The following is a 24,023-nucleotide window of genomic DNA, read 5'->3' on the forward strand; positions in this document are numbered from 1 at the left end:
ATGTCGTAAGCATAAAATTGTAGCCTGCTATACATTTGCCGGCAACAAAATCAACAAAAATGAAGAATACAGACCTAGCCAAAAAAATTAAAGAATTACGTACCCGTAAAGGCTTTAGCCAGGAGCAACTGGCGGATGCAGCGCAAATAAACCTGCGCACCGTACAACGAATTGAAAGCGGAGAAACCGAACCCCGCGGCGATACCTTACAACGCCTGGCCAACGCCCTAAATGTTACGCCCGATGAATTGATAGACTGGACCGAACAGGAAGATACTAACTTTTTAGCGCTGTTTAACTTATCGGCGCTGGCGTTTTTTGTTTTCCCGATATTGGGCATTATTGTGCCACTTGCGCTGTGGTTTTTAAAGAAGGATAAGATCAAATATTTGAACCAGATGGGTAAACGATTGATCAGTTTCCAAATAACCTGGTGCATCCTATTTTACCTGCCGCAGGCGATCTTCTCGGCGGCATTGTTGTATGACCTGCGTTTAGGTTTATCATTAGGCTTTCGCGAAATTATGATGATCAGCTACGCGTCTATCGGCTTTCATGTGATCATGTTTTTATTTATCGTTATAAACAGCTACCGGGCTTATAAAGGTAAAAAGGTAATTTATCAACCGGCCATCCCGTTTTTGAGATAACCTGCGATAGGGTGTCATGCTGATCTCCGTCGAAGCATGAGGGTAAAGGCCTTCGCCCGCATGCTTCGGCGGAGTTCAGCATAACAGGCTTGGCATTTTTGAGATAAAAAAGCTAACGATCGATCTGTTATGAGCCATTTAAGATCACTATCTTAGGTTAAAATATGCCCGCGTGGCATCCATCAATTATACAACCTTATGAAAGTATCTTTCCTTAAAATGCTAACTACTCTGGTGGTAGTTTGCTTAGCCGGCGAACAGGTTTTCGCGCAAGCAAAAAAGCCTAATATCATCATTATTTTGGCTGATGACCTGGGCTGGGGCGACGTGGGTTTCCATGGCAGCGAGATCAAAACACCCCACCTTGATGGCTTTGCCCGCGATGGTGTAGTTTTAAACCGCTTTTACACCGCGCCTATTTGCTCGCCAACGCGCTCGGGCCTGATAACCGGCAGATACCCTAACCGTTTTGGCTTGAGGGCGACGGTAGTACCACCCTGGAGCAGTTTTGGTGTTGACCTGGGCGAAAAGTTTTTACCCGAATATTTAAAAGAAGCCGGCTATCAAAATCGTGCTATGCTGGGTAAATGGCATCTGGGCCATAATAAAAAAGCTTATTTGCCGCTAAACCGTGGCTTTACCCATTTTTATGGCCATTATAACGGAGCGATCAATTACTTCAACCATAAACGCGAAGGCGAGTTGGACTGGCATAACGACTGGGAAACATCGTTTGACAAAGGCTACAGTACCGATTTGATTGGCGATGAAGCCGTAAAATGTATCAGCAACTACAGTAAAGGTGGCTCGCCGTTTTTTATGTATGTAGCCTTCAATGCTCCGCACGGGCCACTACAGGCTAAAGAGGAAGACCTGTTGGCTTATGGCTATGATAAAAACAAGCCCAAGTTTGCCAAAGGCGAAGCTATTGACGGCGATGTTGGCAGCGAAGACGGCAAAGGCAATACCCCAAGGCAAACTTATTCGGCAATGGTTACCTGTTTAGATAGAAACGTGGGCCGTATACTGGCTCAATTAAAGCAACTGCATATTGAGGATAACACGATTGTGTTGTTTTTGAGCGATAACGGTGCGGCCCCCAAAGGTGGCAGCAGCAGCGGCGAATTGCGTGGCAATAAATTCCTGGAGTGGGAGGGCGGTGTACGCTCGACCGCCGTGGTTAGATGGCCGGCCGTATTAAAAGGCGGCAGCCAAAGCAACCAGTTAATGGGTTATGTTGATATTGTGCCAACCCTGTTAGGCATTACCGGTGTAAAAAACGTGCAGCATAAACCCTTTGACGGTGTAGACCTGTCGCCTTTATTTAAACAGGAAACAGAGGAGATAGACCGCCAGCTGTACCTTGGCTACGGCAGCCTTATCAACGGCAAATGGAAGCTGGTAAAAGCCAACTCGGGCAATAACGGGATGAAGGCTACCGAAGACCAGCTGTTTGATATTGTTAATGATCCGACAGAAAAGAACAACGTAAAAGCAGGTAATGATGCCGTATATCAGCAAATGCTGAAAGCCGTAGCACCATTTGATGCCATAAAGCCCGAAAACTCGGTAAAGCCATTTGGCGAAGGCCGTGAAGGATTTAAAGCGCCTAAGGATTGGGTGATAACGGAATAGAACCAAGTTTCACCATCGCGTCATGGCGAGCGTAGCGTGGCCATCCCCGATTTGCAGGTCTGCGTGCTGAGCATGGCGGGGATGGCCACACTCGTACCTCGTTCGCCATGACGTGGTGGTTTTATAAAACATAAACAAAAAAAGCCCTTCAGCATTACGCGAAGGGCTTTTTACATTATGGCTGGTTGGAATTATTTCAACTCTTTGATCTTGATGTTTTTGTAGCTAACCTCGTTGCCATGATCCTGCAACAGGATATGACCTTGTTTAGCTTCGCCGAAGTTTGGCCATTTGGCATATTTACTACCCGCAACCAAAGTACGGAAAGCTGCCGAACCACGCTCATACTCCAACACTTTAACACCATTTAAATAATGCTCAACGTGGTTGTTAGGATAAACGATCACGCGGCCGGTATTCCACTGACCGATAGGTCTGATAGCCGATGCCGGTTTTTGTCCTTTGATCAGGTCATACAATGATGACAAGGTACGGTTACCGTCTTTACCTAATTTAGCATCAGGGTGAAGCTCATCATCTAACACCTGGAACTCTAAGCCAATGGCCGATCCGGTAGTTTTCTCATCAAGCGTTACAAAATATTTAACACCGCTGTTAGCACCGGGAGTTAATCTGAAATCGAATACCAAATCAAACGCGCTGTATTCTTTGTCAGTTACAATATCACCAAACGCGGCAGACTCTTTACCTTCAGACGCCTGGATGGTTAGCAAACCGTCTTTAACTACCCAGCCTTTGTTTGGGAAAGGTTTGCCATTGGCCAAATGCCAGCCCTGGCCGTTTTTGCCGTTAAACAGCGAAACATAATCATTCTTTTTTTGCGCGTTAATTGTTAAAGCGCATACCAATATGCCCACTAAGGCTATTGCTTTAATAAAGGGTGCTTTCATAATAAAATATTTTCCAAATGGAGGTTTTAATTGTAGCCGTGCATTACAGCTAAGACTATGACAATAATAAAAAGATTAAAACCATATTAAAAATAAAATATTGCCGACAAAACCGCCTTTAAACCACTTTTAAGCCACATTATGGCCTTGGCGATGCTGTTAGCGCCGCTATTTCGATTTCGTAAATAGTTTGATAAAAGCTAATATTAACCGCCCGGATTGTACCGGTAAAACATCCGGATGCGGTTTATTAAAATAACGCCTATCAGCCTTGATCTGCAATTGACCATAAAAAGACAAGTGGCTTTTGATGCTGACAGGCTGCAGAAGAAGGCAGACAGCTATTTGCAGAAAAATTACTACCGCGTTAAAAGCCGCGGTGCGGGATACGTGGTTTTTGAAGATGACGAATTTAGCGAAAAAAAAAGATCCCGGTCCGACTATCATACCAGGATAGGGGAAGGCAGGTTTGAATTGGAGGCAAAAGGAGAAGAGACAACCATAAGACTGGTTTATTTAACACCTATTGGTACGCCCGTTTTCGTAATATTATTGGCTTTGGTGATTGGTTTTTTTGCAAAAGATTTTACGCCGGTATTGATGATGTCTGTTGCTGCTTTGCCGGTTATTTTAAAAATATATTATATGAAGGCTTATGTGTTTGATGAAGTGCTGAAATCCTGATCATCATCACCTCCCATGTTTTGATTAAAAAGAACTACCCAAAGCGGCCCGGGAACTATTACTGACAAAACACCGCCACCAAAAAAGCCAAACACCTGATAATAAGTGCTGTAGCTGCGCTACACCTGGTGTAGCAGTGTAGCGTGCTACGCATACAGCGCTACACTGCGCCTCAATTGGTCGCATAAAAAAGTCCCCTGCAATTGCCTGCCGGGGACTTGATATTTTGTTACGTTTAACCGCCCACATTCTGGCGTCCGCGTGGCTTAGGTTTAGGCAGTACGTTGTGGGTGTTTGCCCAGTTGCGCCATAGGCCGGCCAGTGTTTTTACCTTGTCAGGATTTTCGGCGGCAATGTCATTGGTTTCGCTGCGGTCAACGGCCAGGTTGTACAGCTTCCAGGTGGTATCCGCCTGTCCCGGTTCCGAAACAATTTTCCAATCGCCCTGGCGTGCATAACGCGCGCCAAAGTGTTCGTTAAACAATTCCTGATGACCAAAAACAACCTTGCCCTTAAACGATGGTACCAAACTTACCCCCGTAGTAGGGCTGATGGTGCGGCCTTTGTAAGTGGTAGGGTATTTACCGCCTGCCAGTTCTGTAAAAGTAGCCATAAAGTCCATCACGTGGCCAACCTGGTTGCTAAAGCCGCCCTTTTTAACTGTAATGCCCTTAGGCCAAAACGCTATCATCGGCGTATGTAAACCACCCTCATGCGAATCAGATTTTGAGTGCACATAAGGCGTATTGGCCACGTTAGCCCAACGCGGGCCTATTGATGAGTAAACGGTTTCGGGTCCCGGGTCCACGTCCTTGTTTTTTGAGTAGCTAATCGGGCGGCCATCACGGGTTTCGTTAGGGCGGTCAAAGCCCGGGCCGTAGTTAACAGCGATTTCGGGACTGGCGCCATTGTCTGATAGTACCAGGATCAGCGTATTGTCCAGTTGATTGGTGGCTTTCAGCGCGGCAATAATGCGGCCTATACCCTGGTCCATGCAGTCGATCATAGCAGCATGGACAGCCATTGCTTTGGCATCCCAATCTTTATCCGGGTTGTTTTCCCATTTCAGGTCATCATTAAGGCGTTTTGATAGTTTGGTGGTTTTAGGGTCTATCAATCCCATTTTAACCATGCGTGCATAACGCGCTTCGCGGATGGCATCCCAGCCGCCTTTGTAGGTGTCCTTATATTTGGCTATGTCCTTTGGTTTGGCGTGTAAAGGCCAGTGCGGGGCATTTTCGGCCACATATAAAAAGAATGGTTTTGATGATTTGGCATAGCCTTTAATATAAGCCACCGCGGTATCATTGATAGCATCAGTGTGATAGTAATCTTTAGGCACTTTGGTAATAGGCGTAGTGCCGCTTACCAAACTGAATGGGTCAAAAAAGTCAACCACACCCCAAATAGTACCAAAGTATTTATCAAAACCGCGCGCGGTAGGATACTGGTTCAATGGCGAAAATTCAGGAAACTCGGTATGGTGATTTAACCAATCCAATTGTTCTTTTGGCGTACCCCGGCCTTGGGTATTTGAAACGTGCCATTTACCACTCATGGCGGTGTTGTAGCCCGCGGTTTTCAGCACTTCGGCAATAGTTACGGTGTTATCGCCCAGGTGGCCATAGTAGCCCGGGGTATCTTCAGCGTCGGTCATTTTACCTATACCGGCCTGGTGATTGTATAAGCCGGTAAGTAGCGCCGCGCGGGTAGGGCAGCAGCGCGAGGTGTTATAAAATTGTTTATAGCGTATGCCGTTGTTAGCAAGATAATCAATATTAGGCGTTTGTACCTCGCCGCCATAGCAGCCAAGGTCTGAAAAGCCCATGTCATCGGCCATTATTACAATAATGTTTGGCTTTTTGGCAGGAGCTTGTGGAGCCGATTTCTTAGGCTGACCTTTAAAACCAACAATAGCTGCTGCTGATGCCAAAGCCAGTACAGGTAGGAATAACTTTTTGTAATTCATTTGTTTGTATATTAATTAGTTAACCGCGGCAGGGTTTTCCACCAGGCGGCCAGTTTATCTTTTAGTTCGGTGGTTATTTTAGGCTGTTCGGCAGCCACGTTGGTGGCTTCGGCTTTATCCTTAATAATATTGTATAGCTGCACATCGCTGCCATCATGGTTCATCAATAGTTTCCAGTCGCCGGAGCGTACGGCCAGGTTAGGGCTTTTATCAACCGGCCTTGGGTAGGCATAGGCAATAGTATTGCGGCCGTATTCCCAGAATATATCTTTTGCGCGGGCGGCAGGTTTACCTAACAGCACCGAACTGCGGTCGGTACCATCGCCTTTGTAGTTGGCAGGTAGGCTTATACCGGCAATTTTGGTTAAGCTTGGCATTAGGTCTAAGGCGCTGATAACCGATGTTTCGTCTTTGGTATCCGCAGCTATGTGGCCCGGCCAACTGATAATAAATGGCATGCGGGTCCCACCATCATATAATGATAGTTTTGAACCACGCATCCCCAAAGCCCTTGTACCGCGAAAACTTGGCAACGGCCCGTTATCGCTGGTGAAAATAACGATGGTGTTTTTATCAAGGCCCAGTTTTTTTAGTCCGTCCATTAAATGGCCTATTTGCTTGTCATACTCTTTCAGCACTAAAGTAAAGGCTGCTTCCTCCTGTGGGTTCATCGGGTATTGGCCAGTGTATTCGGCTTCTTTACGAGGTACCCATGGGGTGTGCACATCATCTGGCCAAAGGTTGATAAAGCATGGCTGGCCCTTGTGTTTTTCAAGGAAACCAAGTGTACGGTCGACAAAATATTTACTGCGATCCCAGCGTTTAATGCTGTCTTTATCGCTCCATATCCAGTCGGTAGCCGTCAGCAGCGGATCAGGATCAGGGCTTTCGTAGGTGCTGGCATGTTCGTCAAAACCGTATTTTTCAAAGCCGGGTGCATCTTTAACATCGCGGCCGCCACCCATATGCCACTTACCAAAGTGACCGGTAGCATAGCCTGCATTTTTGAAGAACCGGCCTATTGATGGTGCCGATGGGTCCAGGAAATCAGCCTGCTCTGCATTTTTGTTATGCTTTTTATTGTCAAGATAAGTGGCAAAATTCCACCTGCCCGGGTTCATCCCCGTCAGGAAACCGCAACGCGATGGCGAGCAAATTGGTGCCGCGCTGTAATACTGCGTAAACATGCGGCCGCTTTTTGCAAGGCGGTCAATATTAGGTGTAGGCGTAAATTTTCCGCCGAAACAGCCAATATCGCTAAAGCCCATATCATCAGTCAAAATAAAAATAATGTTTGGGCGACTGTTTGCAGCTGTGGTTTTTTGTGCCGAAGCGGCCAGTGTTGCTACTAAGCAAAGGCTTAGTGCCAGGGTAAATTTTCTCATAAGTGGTTAACCTTGTTTGGTTGGTTTATTAATAACCAAATTGTAGTACAAAACTAAGTTATCTAATTTAAGCACTACTCAGCATCTGTAAAATACAGATATTTTTTTCAGGATCGTGGCCTGCGCCACAATGCCGGGTTATGTATAATTGGTAATCAGCACCAAATTAACAAAATGAGCGACTAAAAAATTACTCAAATTTTAGTCGATTTTTCTCAATCTCCTGTATAGGTAATGTTGTATCATATTGATTATCTATGTTTAACGGTTTATGTTAGCCTGCAGGCATTCGGGCACATAAATGTTACACGTATATGCTATAGCCTATGTGCTATATTTGAGTAACCAAATATGAACCTCGTTAGTAAAGTTTATTTGATAGGGGCAGTTTTACTGCTAATGGCGCAGCTATGCTTTGCGCAGGACTATTACTTTAAACGGTACCAGGCTGATGATGGTTTGGCACACAACTCAGTAGTAACCATAATGCAGGATAGCAAGGGGCTGATGTGGATAGGCACCCGCGGCGGCCTTAACCGCTTTGATGGTTATACCTTTAAATCTTTTAAAAACCCGCGCAACACTTTTGGTACGCTTGGCGACAATATTATTTTAAGTATAGCCGAAGACCATAAAGGTATGATATGGGTAGGTACCGGCCGCGGCCTTTTTAAATACAACCCTTATCGCGAGCAGTTTGTTGAGATAAGCAGGCCCCATAACCTGGCCGTTAGTCAAATTAATGTCGATAGGAACAACAACCTTTGGTTTATCAGCCGGACGCGGGTACACATCCTTGATCAGGCACACAACAAATTAATTAATACCAATATCAGGGCCACCTGCATTGATTTTGACAAGGAGGGTAATTTTTGGGTTGCCGATGGTACAGGTTTAATCAGGCAGTTTAATAAAAATTATCACCAGCTAAAAAGCATACAACTAATTGTTGCCCGCGGATTGGTGAATGGACGCAACATTAGTAAGTTGTTTGTTACCGGCGGGGATGAATTGCTGGTAGGTACGGCCAAGCATGGCTTAAAAAGCTACAACATAAAAACAGGGGCAATTACCTCTTTACTTGAAAGAAATGCCGACAACACCGAAATATACGTACGCGACATTTTACATAATGGTAACGATGAATATTGGATAGCCACCGAATCGGGTGTTTACATTTACAACCTGCGCAACCACACCAGTAAAAATTTAAGAAAACGTACCGGCGATAACTATTCTATTGCCGATAATTCGGCCTACACAATATGTAAAGACAGGCAAGGAGGGTTATGGGTAGGTACCTATTTTGGGGGGATAAACTATTACTCAACCACAAACGCCCGGTTTGAAAAGTATTTCCCATTACAGGGTGTTAATTCACTATCAGGTACTGCAGTACGCGAAATAAGTGGCGACGATAAAGGCAATATATGGATAGGTACCGAAGATGCCGGCATTAATAAGCTTGATCCGCAAACGGGGCAGTTTACCAACTACACTACAGATGGCAAGCCGTCAAGCATATCCTATCCAAATATTCATGGCATGAAGGCCATCGGCAACCGGTTATTTATCGGGCCTTTTCAACACGGTTTGGAAATAATGGATACCCGGACAGGGCGTATCACCGACAGGTTTAAACGAATAGGCGACAAGGATACAGCCATAAACGATTTTGTAATGAGCGTGTACCAAACCCGTGATAAAACTATACTGGTGGGTACAACAGGTGCCGGTGCAGGCCTTTTTAAGTTTGATACGGGTACAAAATCATTCATCAAGGTTAACCAAATGCCGCTAAGCTCGTTTGTTTATGCCATACTGGAAGATCATGAAGGCACCATATGGACCGGGAGTTTTGAACGCGGCGCGTTTTACTATAATCCTAAAACAGGGCTGCAGGGCAATCTGCGCTTTAATCAAACCAGTAAAGCGAAGCCGATGTTTGAGTATATGATACAAGGGATACACGAGGATAGTAACCACAACCTATGGTTTGCTACCGAAGGGGGAGGGCTTGTAAGGCTTGGTGCCGACCGTAAAACCATCGAAAAATTTACTACCCGTAATGGCCTGCCCAGTAATTACCTGTTCCGCATTTTAGAGGACAATAAACAACAATTGTGGATAAGCTCGTTAAAGGGGCTGATCTGCTTTGATCTGAAAACCGGAAGAAGCAAGGTTTACACCCGATCGAACGGGTTGATAACCGACCAGTTTAACTATAACTCGGCCTTTAAGGATAAGAACGGCAAAATGTACTTTGGCTCGGTTAGAGGCTTGATAGCATTTGATCCTTCGCGGTTTGGCAAAAAGGTGATACCACCACCAACCTATTTTACGGGCTTCCAGGTTGATAATAAGGAAATTGTTCCAGGCGGTAAAAAATCCCCCCTAAAAAAATCAATACTATATACAGATACTATAACGTTGCGCTATGATCAGTCCAACTTCAGCATTGAGTTTGCCGCGTTGGGTTATTCATCGCCCAATGTAACACGTTACAGGTATTTCATGAGGGGATTGGATAAGGACTGGACTTATTTAAACACGAATAGAAAAGCATATTTTACTGACCTGTCTGCCGGTAATTATACGTTTGTAGTAAAGGCCGAAAGCAACGTTGGCGATTGGGCGGGACACGAGCGTAAATTATTTATACAAGTGTTGCCGCCGTTTTGGAAAACAAAAGTAGCTTACTTTATTTATTTTTTGCTGGCCATGCTGGTGGTTTACTTATTGGTAAGGGCATACAACCAACATCTTGAACAAAAGAACCGCGAAAAATTAAGGCGTTTTGAGCAGGAAAAGCAAAAGGAGATATACGAGGCTAAAATTGAGTTTTTTACCAACATAGCGCATGAAATACAAACCCCGTTAACCTTAATTATAGGCCCGGTAGAGCAGGTAATGAAAAAGGTCGATGAAGTACCGGCTGTTAAAAAAAGCCTGCAAATGATAGATAAACATGCTAATCGTTTGTTGAAGTTAACTACGCAACTGCTTGATTTCAGGAAGACAGAGATGGATCAGTTTGGACTTAATTTTGTAAAGGTTAATATTAACGGCCTACTTAAAGAACAGGTGGAGCTTTTTATTCCCGAAGCACAGAAAGCGGGCATCAGCTTAACGTTACAGTTGCCCAAAAACCAGGTAACAGCTTATGTGGATAGAGAAGCTTTTAATAAAATATGCACTAATCTAATATCAAACGCCATTAAATATGGCGAAAGTAAAGTGTTGGTAAGTGTTGCAAGTTTTAATGCAGGCGATGGCACTTTCAGTATAAAATTTAGTAACGATGGCCGTGCAATACCCGAGGAATACCGCGACCAGATATTTGAACCGTTTTTCAGGCTGCGATCTAACGAGAAACAGGGCACGGGCATCGGCCTTTCGCTGGCCAAGTCATTATCCGAATTACACAATGGGGCGTTGGTATTAAGCCAGGTAAACGATGACGCAATTGTATTTGAGCTAACTTTACCTGTGCATCAAAAATTTGAATTTAAACTTGGGGGGTGGAAAAATTTAAAATAGCATGAGCGACAGTATTTTAATTATCGACGATAACGAAGATATCCTGGAGTTTTTATCAGAGGTGTTAAGCGATAGCTATACACTTCACCTGGCGCTAAGTGCCGGTAAGGCCCTTGAGATTTTAGATAACAATATGGTAAACATCATAATAAGCGATATTATGATGCCTGGTATGGATGGTTATGAACTTTGTAACCTGATCAAATCAAAAGTAGAATATTGCCATATACCGGTAATACTGCTTACAGCTAAAAACACTTTTATGGCTCAGATAGAAGGCCTGGAAGCAGGCGCCGATGCCTATATTCAAAAACCTTTTTCGCCTGAGTTTTTACAACTGCAAATAGCAAACCTGCTTAAAAATCGTCGCAAAATAAAAGACCACTTTGCCAATTCGCCGTTTGAGGATGTGCGTATTATGGCTCCGTCAAAAACAGACGAGACTTTTCTTAAAAAGCTGGATGAGTATATCAATAAAAATTTGAAAGACCCGGGGTTGGATATTGATAAACTGGCCAGCCATGTGCACATGAGCAGGCCCACCTTCTATCGCAAAATAAAATCGCTATCATCGTTAACGCCTAAAGAATTGATAGATATTACCCGCCTTAAAAAAGCGGCAGAGTTAATCGCCCAGAACGAATTTACCTTGTTTGAAATAGCGCGTATGGTAGGCTACAGTTCGCAAAGCGTATTTGGCCGAAACTTTCAAAGGCACTTTGGCTTGTCTCCTTCGGGGTACGCCGCTTCGCTGGAAAAGCAAAAATAAAAACCAACATGCCTACTACCATGGGCATAGTAAACCTACTTAAGCAAACGAGTTATACCTATTACTAATGAAAAAAATTGCCGGCATTACATTGTGTTTAATTGTAACTGTTTACGCTTTTATGGGCAACAGTAAGCCGGTACAACAAGCCCCGGCTCAGCCGAACATAATTTATATAATGGCCGATCAGTTGCGGTACAACGCCCTGGGTTATACGGGTAACACCAAAGCCATCACCCCAAACATCGATCGCTTTGCTGCAACGGCCATGAATTTTAGCCAGGCCGTATCGGCAACGCCGGTTTGCGCGCCTTACCGGGCTGCGTTAATAACAGGTAAGTATTCGTCGAGCACGGGTATGGTTACTAACGAGATCAGGCTAAACCCTAACCAAACAACTATAGCAAATGTGTTGACGGCACACAACTACAATACCGGCTATATTGGCAAATGGCATTTATGGAGCAACCAGGCAGGCAAACATAACGGTGCCGAAACCGAGTATACGCCCCCGGGCCCGTACCGAATGGGCTTTAACGGCGAATGGAACGCCTACAATTTTCATCATAACAACTTTAACAGTGTTTATTATGCCGATACCCCTACGCCATTAAAATATAAAAAAGATTACGAGCCCGAGGCCCAGTTTGATATGGCTATTGATTATGTAAAGCGCCATAAAAATGATAAAAAGCCTTTTGCCCTGTTTTTATCTGTAGGTGTTCCGCATGACCCATGGGTGAAAGAGAACGTGCCTGCAAAGTATTACGACAAGTTTAAAAATGTTGATTTTAAGCTACCTGCAACCTGGCAGGATGTGCCAGACCAGTACATGGACAGGAATACCGATAAACAGCAATGGCTGGCTAACTGGAAGGTAAACCTGCCCGAAATGATGCGCGTTTATTACGCCATGATAGCTAGCTTAGATGATAACATGGGCAACCTGCTAAAAGCGCTTGACGATGAACAGCTGGCCAACAACACCATCATCGTATTTACTACCGACCATGGGGAGATGTTTGGCGAGAACGGGCGCGTTTTTAAACTGACGTTTTATGAAAGCGCCGCACGTGTTCCGTTTTTAATACGATGGCCGCAACATATCCCGGCAGGCTCAAAAACCGACGCGCTGTTAAACACGCCCGATATTATGCCAACCTTACTCGGGCTTACGAAATTGCCTGTCCCCAAAACGGTAGAAGGCAGCGATCTAAGCAATCTTTGTTTAGGCAAGCCCGGCGCACAGCAACCGGATTACGCCTTTTTGCAGGGCATGGGCCATACTTATTTATGGCAGGACGGTTTTGAATGGCGCGCCGTGCGCGATAAGCGTTATACCTACGCCCGCTACCTGCGCGATGGCAGCGAACTGCTGTTTGATAATCAGAAAGACCCGCTGCAAACAAAAAATGTAATTAACGATGCCGCGTACCAGCACGTTTATAAAAGCTTAAAACAAAAAATGCAGGCCAGGATGCGGTCTTTGAATGACGAGTTTAAGCCGCTAAGCTGGTATCGTGATAACTGGACGGATGGAAACAGGAATATAATCGCATCTGCCAAAGGAAAATTTTAAATTGATAAACTAAACAATATGATGAATAAGTATTTAAGTAGAATAATTGTACTGGCCGCTTGCTGCTATGCGCCGGCAACTTTAGCGCAGGTAAAAAAAGCCAGCGGTAAACCTAATGTCATCGTTATTTATTCGGATGATCAGGGAGCTATGGACCTGAACATTTACGGCGCTAAAGACCTGGTAACGCCTAACCTTGATAGGCTGGCCCGTCGTGGTGTGCGCTTTACGCAGTTTTATTCGGCGTCGCCGATATGTTCGCCGTCAAGAGCATCGGTGCTAACCGGCAGGTATCCGCAGCGCGCGGGTTTGCCTAACATGGCCTCATCAAAAGAAGGGGTAGACGGCATGTCTGGCGATCAGTTTACGATGGGCGAATTATTTAAATCTGGCGGATATAAAACCGCGCACGTGGGCAAATGGCACGTAGGCTATACGCCCGAAACTATGCCTAATGCGCAGGGTTTTGATTATTCATTTGGTTTTATGGGCGGATGTATTGATAACTATTCGCACTTCTTTTATTGGGAAGGCCCTAACCGTCATGACCTTTGGCAAAACGGTAAAGAGATATATCGCCCAGGCAAATTCTTCCCGGATATGATGGTGAGCGAAGCGGGTAACTTCTTCAAGCAAAACAAAAACAACCCTTTCTTTATGTATTGGGCCATTAACATACCACACTACCCGCTGCAAGGCGCCGAAAAATGGTTAAAGTATTATAAAAACCTGCCTGCGCCGCGTAATATGTACGCCGCGTTTATTTCAACCATGGATGAGAAGATAGGTGAACTGTTTAAACAACTGGACGCAAACGGACTGACAGAAAATACCATCATTGTTTTCCAATCAGATCAGGGTTTTTCGGAAGAGGACCGCACGTTTGGTGGCGGTGGTTCTGCAGGTAAATTGCGCGGCTCAAAGTTTAGTTTGTTTGAAGGCGGTGTACGTGTACCTGCAATTATCAGCTGGCCTAAACGTATACCACAAAATCAGGTGCGCACGCAGGTGGCCGCCAATATTGACTGGTACCCAACCCTGGCCGAGTACTGCGGCATTAAATTACCCGAGCGTAAGTTAGATGGTAAGAGCCTGGTGCCGGTAATCAATTCGGCTATTGCGCCAACTCCGCACCCGGTATTTTACTGGCAAAGCGGCGGGCAAAAAGCCAACCCGCAATGGGCTGTACGAGATGGCGACTGGAAGCTATTGCACAATCCACTGCAATCAAAACCTGCCGACCTGGACGCCGATGGCTTATTACTGGTTAACATGAAGAGCGACAGCACCGAGCACACCAACGAAGCCGCCAAACACCCGGACATTGTACAAAAATTAAAACAACAATACCAGGCCTGGATAAGCGAAGTGTCTGACCAGAAATAAGTGGGTTGAGACAAATCGGCTAAATATTGATTTGACTAATTGGGCCCGCCTTTGTTTATTTGTAATTGCAACCAATTGTAGATAAGCGGCATTACCTGTATGATATTATTGACGATGAAAAGAAACTTATATATAAGTGCTTTTATAGGTGCTGTGTTATTGGGCATTGCCCCGGCAGCCGTGTGCCGGGCGCAGGCTCAAAAAAAGCAGCCCAATATTGTTTTTATACTGGCGGATGATCTTGGTTACGGCGACTTGAAAAAGTTTAATCCCAACGCCCAGATAGAAACCCCCAACATTACTAAACTGGCCGATGGCGGGACGATATTTACCGGCGCGCATTCGGCGTCGGCGGTATGTACGCCATCGCGTTATGGTATCATGACCGGCCGCTATGCTTTCCGTACCACGTTGCAAAAAGGGACGCTGAACGGTTATTCGCCGGCGTTAATGGAGCCTGACCGTTTCACTATCCAACAGATGCTGAAAAACGCGGGTTACCAAACCGCGGTGATAGGCAAATGGCATTTGGGGATAGACTGGAAACCTATCGACCCCTCAAAGCCAGCCATTAAACCAAATCCCGCGGGAGCGGATATCAGCAATATTGATTTTAAATTACCATTACTTAATGGGCCAAATACCCATGCTTTTGATTACAGCTATGTACTGCCTGCATCGTTGGATATGTCGCCCTATATTTATCTGGAGAATGGCAGACCGACCGATCTGTCCTGGGATACTATAGCGGACGTAAGAACCAGCAGGGGGGTATTTTGGCGGAAAGGCCACATGGCTAAAGATTTTAAAATAGAGCAAACGCTGGACAATTTTACCACCCATGCCCGCGATTATATTATCAGCGCCAGCAAAAAACCTGCGCAACCTTTTTACTTGTACCTGGCACTAACTGCTCCGCATACACCGTGGATCCCTGCGGGTAAATTTAAAAATAAGTCGGGTGTTGGCTTATATGGCGATTTTGTGATGCATACTGATGATGCCGTTGGCCGCGTACTGCACTGTTTAGATAGCTTGAAACTGGCGGATAATACCATCATCATATTCGCATCAGACAATGGTGCTACCTGGAAGAAAGCGGATAAGGAAGAGTTCCCGAAACATAGCTCCAACTATATTTTTAAAGGCGAAAAATCAGATATATGGGATGGGGGACACCACATACCGCTTATTATGCGCTGGCCTAAAAATATCCCGGCGGGCAAACGCAGCAACGAGGTTATTTCATTGGTTGATATGATGGCTACTTTATCGGCCATTACCAATCAACCATTACCCGCAGGTGCCGGGCCCGATAGCTACAACTTTTGGCCGCTGGTAAGTGGTAAAGGCAATGTGGTTAGGCCAAGCATCATCCACCACTCAAACGACGGCATGTTTGCCATACGCCGGGGCAAATGGAAGTTTATTGACGGCGAGGGCAGCGGCGGCTGGAGCGCCAAAGACCCCAACGATAATGCCCCCGGCCAGTTATATGATATGGAGAAAGACGAACGCGAAACCACTAACCTGTACACCAAATACCCTGAAGTGGTTAAAGAGTTAAAGAACCTGCTTGAGCAACAAAAAAGCCAGGGCTATAGTGTAAATGTGCCTCGTAAGTAATAACTTTACAACAAGGGCGTTAAATAAAACAACGTTATGAAAAAAAATACTATCATAAAATTTACAGCTTTACTACTAGCCATTGGCGCGGTAGCATTTACCATAGATGATAAAAAGGCCGCTAGTAAAACTGACAAAAAAGCTCCGGCTGCTAAAAAAGTAGTTGTAGCTAAGTCGAAAAAATCATCAATGTGCTGTGAATCGGGCATACCGGATAGGTTTGCCGCTGCCGGTGCCAAGGTGTTAAAAAAGGAAAAAGCGCCTGCTACCCATTAATGTAATTTAATTTTTACCTAATAAAGCATTGGCCCGCTGCAAATTATTTGCAGCGGGCTTTTTTATGGCTTTAATGGCATTGTACTTGTTAGGTTTTAACAAACAAAAAACTATACCATGAGCTTAATTAAAGGATTTTTATTGGGGATGGGCGTTGCCTACGGCATTTATTACCTGAACAAAAAAAACGAGAACGGCGTATCGTTACTGGACGAGTTACTGGATGACCCGTCGGACTTTGTAGAGCGCGCCAAGAACTATGCCTTGCAGGAGGCCGTACAGGTGGTTAAGGACAAGATATCGTAGTACGTTTTACTACATCCCACCTGCCTAAAATGAACAAAACGAACAAGTCACTGTAAATGCACCTGTAATTATATTAGTTACCCGATATAATTACAATGGCACCAAGGCAACACGCCATTTACAGTGGCTTGCGCGTATGAAAAGAAGTTTAGCTGGTACTACCCGTGTGGTTTTGGGCACTGCCGTTACTATTTTTATGGCGCTGCTGTTTGTGCTTACCCAAAAAACCTACGAAACGCTTTGCCAATCAAACCAGGCAGTGATAAGTACGGGCAATATCATCAGCGGGTATGAAAAGGTATCAGCCGATTTTAAGGACGCCATTATCTATATATCCACCTATAAAAATAGCCCTTCACTAACTTATCTCAACACCTATGGCAAGGGCCTTTGGGAGATACGCATGGATATGTACAAGCTCAAAAAGCTGGTGAGTAAAACCGAGCGTGCCCAACTCAACCACCTGGCCAGCCAGATATACCAGGAAGAAGAGTGGCTAAGCAACCCCGGCACCGATGACCCCGAACTGTATGAAGAGCGCGAACGGCATATCCAGAATATTATCACCATTCAAAATTTTTTAAATGGCAAGATAGCCCGGCTCTCCCGGCAATCCATCAGCAACGTACAGGCTGCCGACCGTATGCTGGTGCGTTTACATTATTGGCTTATGGTGCTTATTATTTCCACATCGGGGGTAATTATTCTGGCCATTTATGTAATACGCAATCAAATTGACAAGGTAACGCGGCAAAACAAAACCCTTGTTGAAATAGCCTGGATGCAATCGCACAAAGTGCGGGCACAGATAGCGGTGCTGCTGGGCCTGGCGCAACTGTTTGATCGTGAAAATACTTGCGACGAGGAGAATATAAAAGTGATAGACTACATGACCGCCACCACACACAAGCTTGATGGCATAGTGCGCGAGATAAATGAAAAGGTGAGTTGTAAGTAGCGGGTTGATTGTTTAGATTGATAAGTAGCAACTCCTAACTCAAAAATCCTATATTAGCCCGTCAATACCCAATTGCACCCTTTGTTATGAATGTTGTTAAAAACAGCCTGACCTCATTGTTAGGTTTTACCCTGGCGGGGATATTTTTATTTGCGCCGGCATTGGCCCAAACAGCCAAAAGTACTTACCCGACAGATAAGCCCACTATTGCCAAAGGCGAAGCCTTGTTTCAGCAAAACTGTATGGCTTGTCATGGTTTTGCGCAGCGTGGCATAGGCCCTAATCTGGCGGGCGTTACAGGTGAAGTTTCGGCTACGTATTTAAAGCAGTTCATCAGCAATTCGCAACAGCTTATTAAAAGCGGCAATAAGCGCGCTGTAGCTTTATTTGCCGAGTATAAGGTGCCTATGCCGGCTCATCCGCATCTTACGCAGGCTGATATTGGGGCTATACTGGCTTTTATCAATACCCACAAAAAACAAGTTGTGGCCGAAAACACGGCCGGTCTTGGCCCGATAATTAACGACCCGCTGCCGGCCAAAATTGTTAAAGGCGGTCTTACTATTAAACTGGTAGAATTTGCCACCGCGCCGCCAACCGGTGCCAAAAATCCGGTAGCCCGCATAAACCAAATGACGGTTTTAAAAGGCCCCAACGGTACCCGCACTTTTATTAATGACATGCGCGGCAAACTGTACGAGTTAAAAGGCAAAACTTTTAATGAAGTATTTAACCTCATAGCGCATCGCCCTAACTTTTTGAACGAACCGGGGCATGCAAGCGGCTTGGGTAGCTACGCCTTCCATCCCGATTTTAATAAGAACGGCTTATTCTACACCACCCATACCGAAAAGAAAGGTTCGGCACCGGCAGATTTTTTATATGCCGACTCGTTACCCGTAGCCCTGCAATGGGTAGTAACCGAATGGAAGTTTAACCCGGCCGATGAAAAATTTGAAGGTACCGGCAGGGAGATGCTGCGCATTAATATGCCAACGCCTATGCATGGCATGCAGCAGCTCACGTTTAACCCACTATCAAAACCCGGCAGTGCCGATTATGGTATGCTATACCTGGGGATTGGCGACGGTGGCAGCGCCGAGTATAACTTCGCGTTTTTATGCAACACCAATACGCAAATACGCAGCAGCGTGCTACGTATTGATCCGGCCGGAAGAAACAGCGCCAACGGGAAATACGGCATACCTCCCTCAAACCCCTGGGCCAAAGATGCCGACGCTAAAACCCTGGGCGAGGTTTACTGCCGCGGTTTTAGAAACCCTAACCGGATAGAGTGGGCGGCAGATGGCCGTATGCTGATATCGGAGATAGGCTTGAACAATATTGAAGAACTCAACATAGGCAAACCCGGCCTTGACTATGGCTGGCCTGCCCGCGAAGGTACTTTCCTGCTCAACTATAAAGGCAAAATGAACAAGGTTTATGCCCTGCCCGCTAATGATACACGCTACACCCAACCCGTTGCCGAGTATGACCATGATGAAGGTAACGCCATTTCGGCCGGCTTTTTTTATGTAGGTAGCATCCCCGCGCTTAAAGGCAAATACATTTTTGGAGATATTGTAAAGGGGCGGGTGTTTTATGTGGAAGCTGCGGATCTGCAATTAGGTAGACAGGCAGTTATTAAAGAATTTGATGTGCAGCTAAACGGCATACCATCAACTTTCAATGCACAAGTGAAAAATGCTAAAGCCGATATGCGTTTTGGTAAGGGCGAAGATAACGAACTGTATATTTATACTAAAGTTGATGGTAAGATGTGGGTATTAGTAGGGTGTGAGTAAAGCATACAGACATTTCAATGGGTAGGGTGCGCCACTTTTAAAGTGGCGCAGATGGCGCACCTGTTTTTTATAAATAGCTGATATTTAAATATTTGCTTAAAAAAGCGGCGCAATGCGGCGCACTTTCTTGTTTTTTTAAGTAATTGATAATGAGGTGTTTGTTTTTGTGGTGAATTGACAGGGTTTAAAAGTGGCGCACCCTATTTGCCCGTGTTATGAACTTTGACTAAGGCGTCTGGTAGCATTTTTCCCGCTGTCATTTCGAGCGATAGCGAGAAATCTATACACATGCTGACGTCAGATTAGCTTGTGTATAGATCTCTCCCGTTGGTCGAGATGACAAATCAATAAAATGCTATGCACTCTTGACTCAAGACTTAGCACTCACTCCCCTCACCCTCATATACACCACCGTATTCAACAATATCAACCCCATCCCATAAAATACATCTTCAACAGGTATAGTTAATATGCGGATATCCAAGTTGTGATTATTGTTATACCAAACTACAGGTTCATCCAGCCCGGTGCCGGTGAGCAGGCCGTTTACTACGAGGAAAGGGATAAGCAATATGCCGTAGATGATGTAGAAATTAAGCATCCATTTAACCTTCAGCATAAATTGCGCTACGCAGAGTATGATGGTTAAAAACGCGAAAGCGAAGGAGGTGTATAGCCTGTCGTGAAAAAATACTGCCATCACCACCGAAATTCCTATCAGCGCCAGCGTAATATTCTTTACTTTATTTTCCGCCAGTTTAACTTTAATAAGCGGGTTAAGGCAGGCAAATGTAAATACGCAACAGTAGGGGATGCAGATAAAAAACAATACCTCTTCAACAGGCAGGTTGCCCAGGTTATAGCCCATCAGGTAGCGTGGGTTAAATCCCCATACTTTAAGATGGGTAAAATACATGTCCCATGGTAAAAATACAGCGCACGATACCAGCATCGCGACAGCAAGCGCCCCCCAACCCTTATAAAACTTAATACCCGGATGAAACGATGCCAGGATGGGCACCAGCACGGCCAGCAGGTTAATAAGCAAGTAGGTGTGATGCATTTGTTTAAGATTTGCTTTCCCGGAAATATTTAAACGGAACCCAAAGCATACCAAAACACTCGCCGTGCTCTTTGCCCAGGTGTTTGTGGTGTACCTTATGTGCCCTTCGGATGCCTTTAAGATAAGCCGAATTGGTATTACGCAAGGCCTTAAAGCGCTGGTGAATAAAAATATCGTGCACAAAAAAGTAACAGGCACCGTACAGCGTAATGCCCACGCCAATACTGGTATAAACCGGCTGATGATAAAAGGTGCCGAACATTAAGCAAATAATGCCGGGTATGGCGAAGATGAGGAAGAAGAAATCATTCCGCTCAAAAAAGCCCTCGTGCTCCTTATGGTGATGATCGCGGTGCAAAGTCCAAAACAGGCCGTGCATAATGTATTTGTGGGTAAACCACGCCACGCCCTCCATGCTTAAAAAAGCACCCAAAGTAATGGCTATGTAGGTTATCCATTGGCTCATATTAATTTAATGGGCGTGCTGGTAATAATGTTCTTTTACTTTATCAAAGCATATTTTAAGCCATGCGGTATACTTTTTGGGGTTGGCTATCAGGTCCTCGCTCAGCTTTTCAATATCCATATAACGGGTAGCGGCAACCTCGGCGGGGTTGGGTACCGGGGCTTCATCGCTTATGCCAATAAACACATGATCATACTCGTGCTCCGTAAGGCCGTTATCAAACTTATGTTCGTAGGTGAAATGAAACAGTTCTGTCAGGTCGCCACTCATACCCATTTCTTCTTGTAAACGGCGGTTAGCGGCATCTAAAACAGGTTCGCCCAGCCGTGGGTGACTGCAGCAGGTATTGGTCCACTCGCCGCCCGAGTGGTACTTATCCAAAGCGCGTTGTTGTAGTAACAACTGCCCTTTACTATTAAATATAAACACAGAAAATGCACGATGCAGCCTGCCCGCTACATGGGCTGCCATTTTATCCATTGTCCCAATACCTTTTCCACCGGCATCAACCAGCATTACGCTCTCTCTCAATTTTCGTTTTCTATTTATGGCGATGTTATATCGCGTTCATTTTATATTTTACCAATGAATCTACCATCAGCCAGCATTTATGGCTGTTGGATACCCTTATACGTTGGGTTAACACTTTTTGTGCGCTTACCCGGGTTATTTTGCGGAAGAGTTCCTGGTAATACACGTAGGCCAGGTAAACCCCTTTGCGCGAGGAGGCCGGCAATTGCCTGATACCTATTAACGCTTCTTTAAACTCGCGGCGTATATCATTCTCAATTTCCAGCTTATCCTGCAAAGAAAATGACGCCATGTTAACACCCGGGAAATAGGTACGCTCAAGGTCCTCGTAATCGGCCTTAACATCGCGCAGAAAATTCACCTTTTGAAATGCTGAGCCCAGTTTCATGGCCGAGTCTTTCAAACGCTCATATTCCGCATTATCGCCCCCGGTAAAAACCTGTAAGCACATTAGGCCCACCACCTGCGCCGAACCCAGTATGTAAGTATCGTAAGTTTCGGGCGTATAGGTTTGCTGGTGCAGATCCATTTCCATGCTTTGCAGAAACTGGTCTATCAGCTCGTGCTTAATGCCGTAATAGTTAACGGCCGATTGGAAAGAATTAAGCACCGGGTTCAGGCTTATACCACGATCAATAGCTTCAAAGCAATCCTGGCGGAATTCGGCCAGCAGCTGGGCTTTTTGATAATCGTGAAAGCTGTCTACTATCTCATCGGCCAAACGTACAAAGCCGTAAATGGCATAAATAGGCGCGCGCAATTCCTTCCCCAAAAACCTGATGCCCAGCGAAAAACTGGTACTGTAAAGCCTTGTGGTGGCCTTGCTGCACGCTGCCGATAGCAGATCAAATTTTTGTTTCATGCGTTTGGTTGATATATTTTATCATTTGCTGCGCTGCTACCTTGCCCGATATGATGGATGGTGGCACCCCTGGCCCGGGCACCGTAAGCTGCCCGGCGTAAAATAGGTTGTTAATTTGTTTGTTACGTATACTGGGTTTTAAGTTGGCGGTTTGCATCAGCGTGTTGGCAAGGCCATAGGCATTACCCTTGTACGAGTTGTAGTCGCTTTTAAAATCCTTAATACAATAACTTTTTTTGTAATTAATATGTTTGCTTATGGGCCTACCTGTGTACTCCTCCAGTCTCTTAATTATCTTTTTATAATATTCCTCGCGCAATTCATCGCTATCTGTAATGCCCGGCGCAAGTGGCATCAATATAAACAAATTTTCGTGACCGGGCGGCGCTACATAGCTATCGGTTTTAGATGGGCAGCATACGTAAAACAAAGGATCAGTCGGCCATTGTGGCTGCTTGTAGATCTCCTGAGCATGCAGCTTAAGATCTGCATCAAAAAACAAGGTATGATGCTTCAATCTGTCCATTTTAACATCTACCCCTAAATAAAATATCAAACTTGATGGTGCCATAACGCGCTTATCCCAGTACTGCTCTGTATAATTACGATTTTTAGCATCAAGCAGTTTACTTTCTATATGGTGATAATCGGCGGCGCCGATTACGCCGTCGTATGAATGGGTGCGTTTGGTAGTTTTTACCTGGCTGATAACCTGGTTTGAAACGGGGAGTTCCGTAACCGCCTCATCGGTATGAAATAGCACGCCTTGTTCTTTGGCCACGGCTTTCATGCCATTTATTACCTGGCCAAAACCACCTTCGGGATACCAGGTGCCCAGCTTTAGGCCGGCGTAGTTCATCAGGCTGTAAAGCGCGGGAGTATCCTCGGGCATCGCCCCCAAAAACAACACCGGGAACTCCATCAAGGTGACGAGCTTTGGGTGCTTGAAAAACTTTTTTACATGCTTGCTGAAGGAGGTAAACACCTGCAGTTTAAACATGCCTTTGATCAGGTCCATGTCCGCAAACTCCAGCAGCGAAAGACCGGGTTTGTACACCAGTCGGTCCATGCCGGTTTTGTATTTAAATTCGGCTTCGCTTAAAAATTTTTTAAGTTGTGCGGCGCTGCCGGGTTCTATAGATTCAAACAGCCTGCAAAGCGCTTCAAAATCTGCAGGGATATCCACCACATCATCCTGATCAAACACCATGGTAAAGCCCGGGTCAAGCTGCTGCAGTTGGTAAAAATCGGTGGTTTGGTGGCCGAAGTCGTTAAAGAATTTCTCGAACACCTCGGGCATCCAATACCAGCTTGGGCCCATATCAAAAATGTAACCTTCGGGCGTGGCCAGTTGCCTTGCACGACCACCGATATCGGCATTCTTTTCATACACATCAACCCTGTACCCGGCCTTAGCCAGGTAAGCAGCAGCGCTTAAACCGGCAAAGCCCGAACCTATAATTGCTATATGGGTAGATGTCGTCATTTTTTTATGGTAGCGCCAAATATAGCTTAATTAAGCGCCATATAGGGGTTTATACAGGCTAATGTTGCTTTTGTGTTGCAATGTTTGCTTGTGTAATACAAGTATAAGCGGGCCCTGTTTTGGATAAAATATTTGA

At 45.2% G+C, this 24,023-nt stretch carries 19 protein-coding genes and 1 pseudogene; 12 read left to right on the top strand and 8 right to left on the bottom strand.

From position 1 onward, the window contains the following. Positions 1-59: 59 nt before the first annotated feature. Together AC59JT_RS19940 and AC59JT_RS19945 are read left to right on the top strand one after the other, a co-directional pair. A complete protein-coding gene (locus AC59JT_RS19940) occupies positions 60-650 on the top strand; it encodes a magnetosome magnetite crystal formation protein family (protein ID WP_497402464.1) in 591 nt (196 codons plus the stop codon). A 219-nt stretch (positions 651-869) separates the two neighbouring features. Continuing rightward, positions 870-1,913 (top strand): annotated as a pseudogene (locus tag AC59JT_RS19945) (arylsulfatase B); the annotation flags it as partial. 563 nt (positions 1,914-2,476) lie between these two features. Here AC59JT_RS19945 and AC59JT_RS19950 read toward each other — a convergent pair. Next, positions 2,477-3,196: a 3-keto-disaccharide hydrolase gene (locus AC59JT_RS19950; RefSeq protein ID WP_497402466.1), complete on the bottom strand. Its 720-nt coding sequence runs from the start codon at positions 3,194-3,196 to the stop codon at positions 2,477-2,479. A gap of 240 nt (positions 3,197-3,436) precedes the next feature. On the opposite strand from AC59JT_RS19950, the gene AC59JT_RS19955 reads away from it, so the two are divergent. Further along, positions 3,437-3,880, top strand: a complete 444-nt coding sequence (locus tag AC59JT_RS19955) for a hypothetical protein (protein WP_497402468.1) — start codon at positions 3,437-3,439, stop codon at positions 3,878-3,880. A gap of 235 nt (positions 3,881-4,115) precedes the next feature. On the opposite strand, the gene AC59JT_RS19960 is transcribed toward AC59JT_RS19955, so the two are convergent. Together AC59JT_RS19960 and AC59JT_RS19965 are read right to left on the bottom strand one after the other, a co-directional pair. After that, positions 4,116-5,849 (bottom strand): arylsulfatase, encoded by a 1,734-nt coding sequence (locus tag AC59JT_RS19960; protein WP_497402470.1) that lies wholly within the window; start codon positions 5,847-5,849, stop codon positions 4,116-4,118. Positions 5,850-5,860: 11 nt separating this feature from the next. Continuing rightward, positions 5,861-7,234: a sulfatase-like hydrolase/transferase gene (locus AC59JT_RS19965; RefSeq protein ID WP_497402472.1), complete on the bottom strand. Its 1,374-nt coding sequence runs from the start codon at positions 7,232-7,234 to the stop codon at positions 5,861-5,863. Between the two features lie 351 nt (positions 7,235-7,585). On the opposite strand from AC59JT_RS19965, the gene AC59JT_RS19970 reads away from it, so the two are divergent. The 9 genes from AC59JT_RS19970 to AC59JT_RS20010 all read left to right on the top strand — a co-directional run bounded on the left by AC59JT_RS19970 (position 7,586) and on the right by AC59JT_RS20010 (position 19,479). After that, positions 7,586-10,774, top strand: a complete 3,189-nt coding sequence (locus AC59JT_RS19970) for a ligand-binding sensor domain-containing protein (protein ID WP_497402474.1) — start codon at positions 7,586-7,588, stop codon at positions 10,772-10,774. Position 10,775: 1 nt separating this feature from the next. Continuing rightward, a complete protein-coding gene (locus tag AC59JT_RS19975) occupies positions 10,776-11,543 on the top strand; it encodes a response regulator transcription factor (protein WP_497402476.1) in 768 nt (255 codons plus the stop codon). Positions 11,544-11,610: 67 nt separating this feature from the next. Then, entirely contained in the window at positions 11,611-13,122 is a 1,512-nt protein-coding gene (locus AC59JT_RS19980; RefSeq protein WP_497402478.1) for a sulfatase family protein, read from the top strand. 18 nt (positions 13,123-13,140) lie between these two features. Then, complete coding sequence (locus tag AC59JT_RS19985) at positions 13,141-14,508, top strand: sulfatase family protein (RefSeq protein WP_497402480.1); 1,368 nt, start codon at positions 13,141-13,143, stop codon at positions 14,506-14,508. A gap of 114 nt (positions 14,509-14,622) precedes the next feature. Then, the gene (locus AC59JT_RS19990; RefSeq protein ID WP_497402482.1) at positions 14,623-16,134 is read left to right on the top strand and encodes a sulfatase family protein; all 1,512 of its coding nucleotides are present in this window, start codon (positions 14,623-14,625) and stop codon (positions 16,132-16,134) included. A gap of 36 nt (positions 16,135-16,170) precedes the next feature. Next, positions 16,171-16,410, top strand: coding sequence for a hypothetical protein (locus tag AC59JT_RS19995; RefSeq protein ID WP_497402484.1), 240 nt, complete (start codon positions 16,171-16,173; stop codon positions 16,408-16,410). Positions 16,411-16,527: 117 nt separating this feature from the next. Then, positions 16,528-16,716, top strand: coding sequence for a YtxH domain-containing protein (locus tag AC59JT_RS20000; protein ID WP_497402486.1), 189 nt, complete (start codon positions 16,528-16,530; stop codon positions 16,714-16,716). A 136-nt stretch (positions 16,717-16,852) separates the two neighbouring features. After that, on the top strand, positions 16,853-17,674 hold the full coding sequence (locus AC59JT_RS20005; RefSeq protein WP_497402488.1) for a hypothetical protein: 822 nt from the start codon (positions 16,853-16,855) through the stop codon (positions 17,672-17,674). An 86-nt stretch (positions 17,675-17,760) separates the two neighbouring features. Continuing rightward, positions 17,761-19,479 (top strand): PQQ-dependent sugar dehydrogenase, encoded by a 1,719-nt coding sequence (locus tag AC59JT_RS20010; RefSeq protein ID WP_497402490.1) that lies wholly within the window; start codon positions 17,761-17,763, stop codon positions 19,477-19,479. 370 nt (positions 19,480-19,849) lie between these two features. On the opposite strand, the gene AC59JT_RS20015 is transcribed toward AC59JT_RS20010, so the two are convergent. The 5 genes from AC59JT_RS20015 to crtID are packed head-to-tail and all read right to left on the bottom strand — an operon-like array spanning position 19,850 to position 23,887. After that, positions 19,850-20,542 (bottom strand): lycopene cyclase domain-containing protein, encoded by a 693-nt coding sequence (locus AC59JT_RS20015; RefSeq protein ID WP_497402492.1) that lies wholly within the window; start codon positions 20,540-20,542, stop codon positions 19,850-19,852. A gap of 4 nt (positions 20,543-20,546) precedes the next feature. Next, entirely contained in the window at positions 20,547-21,008 is a 462-nt protein-coding gene (locus AC59JT_RS20020; protein ID WP_497402494.1) for a sterol desaturase family protein, read from the bottom strand. Between the two features lie 6 nt (positions 21,009-21,014). Continuing rightward, positions 21,015-21,539, bottom strand: a complete 525-nt coding sequence (gene idi / locus AC59JT_RS20025) for an isopentenyl-diphosphate Delta-isomerase (protein ID WP_497402496.1) — start codon at positions 21,537-21,539, stop codon at positions 21,015-21,017. A gap of 25 nt (positions 21,540-21,564) precedes the next feature. Continuing rightward, positions 21,565-22,401: a phytoene/squalene synthase family protein gene (locus tag AC59JT_RS20030; RefSeq protein ID WP_497402498.1), complete on the bottom strand. Its 837-nt coding sequence runs from the start codon at positions 22,399-22,401 to the stop codon at positions 21,565-21,567. Further along, positions 22,385-23,887: a bifunctional phytoene desaturase/3,4-desaturase gene (gene crtID / locus AC59JT_RS20035; RefSeq protein ID WP_497402500.1), complete on the bottom strand. Its 1,503-nt coding sequence runs from the start codon at positions 23,885-23,887 to the stop codon at positions 22,385-22,387. The genes AC59JT_RS20030 and crtID overlap by 17 nt, the downstream gene beginning before the upstream one ends. Positions 23,888-24,023: the final 136 nt, after the last annotated feature.

The organism is Mucilaginibacter sp. A3364 (assembly GCF_059690715.1).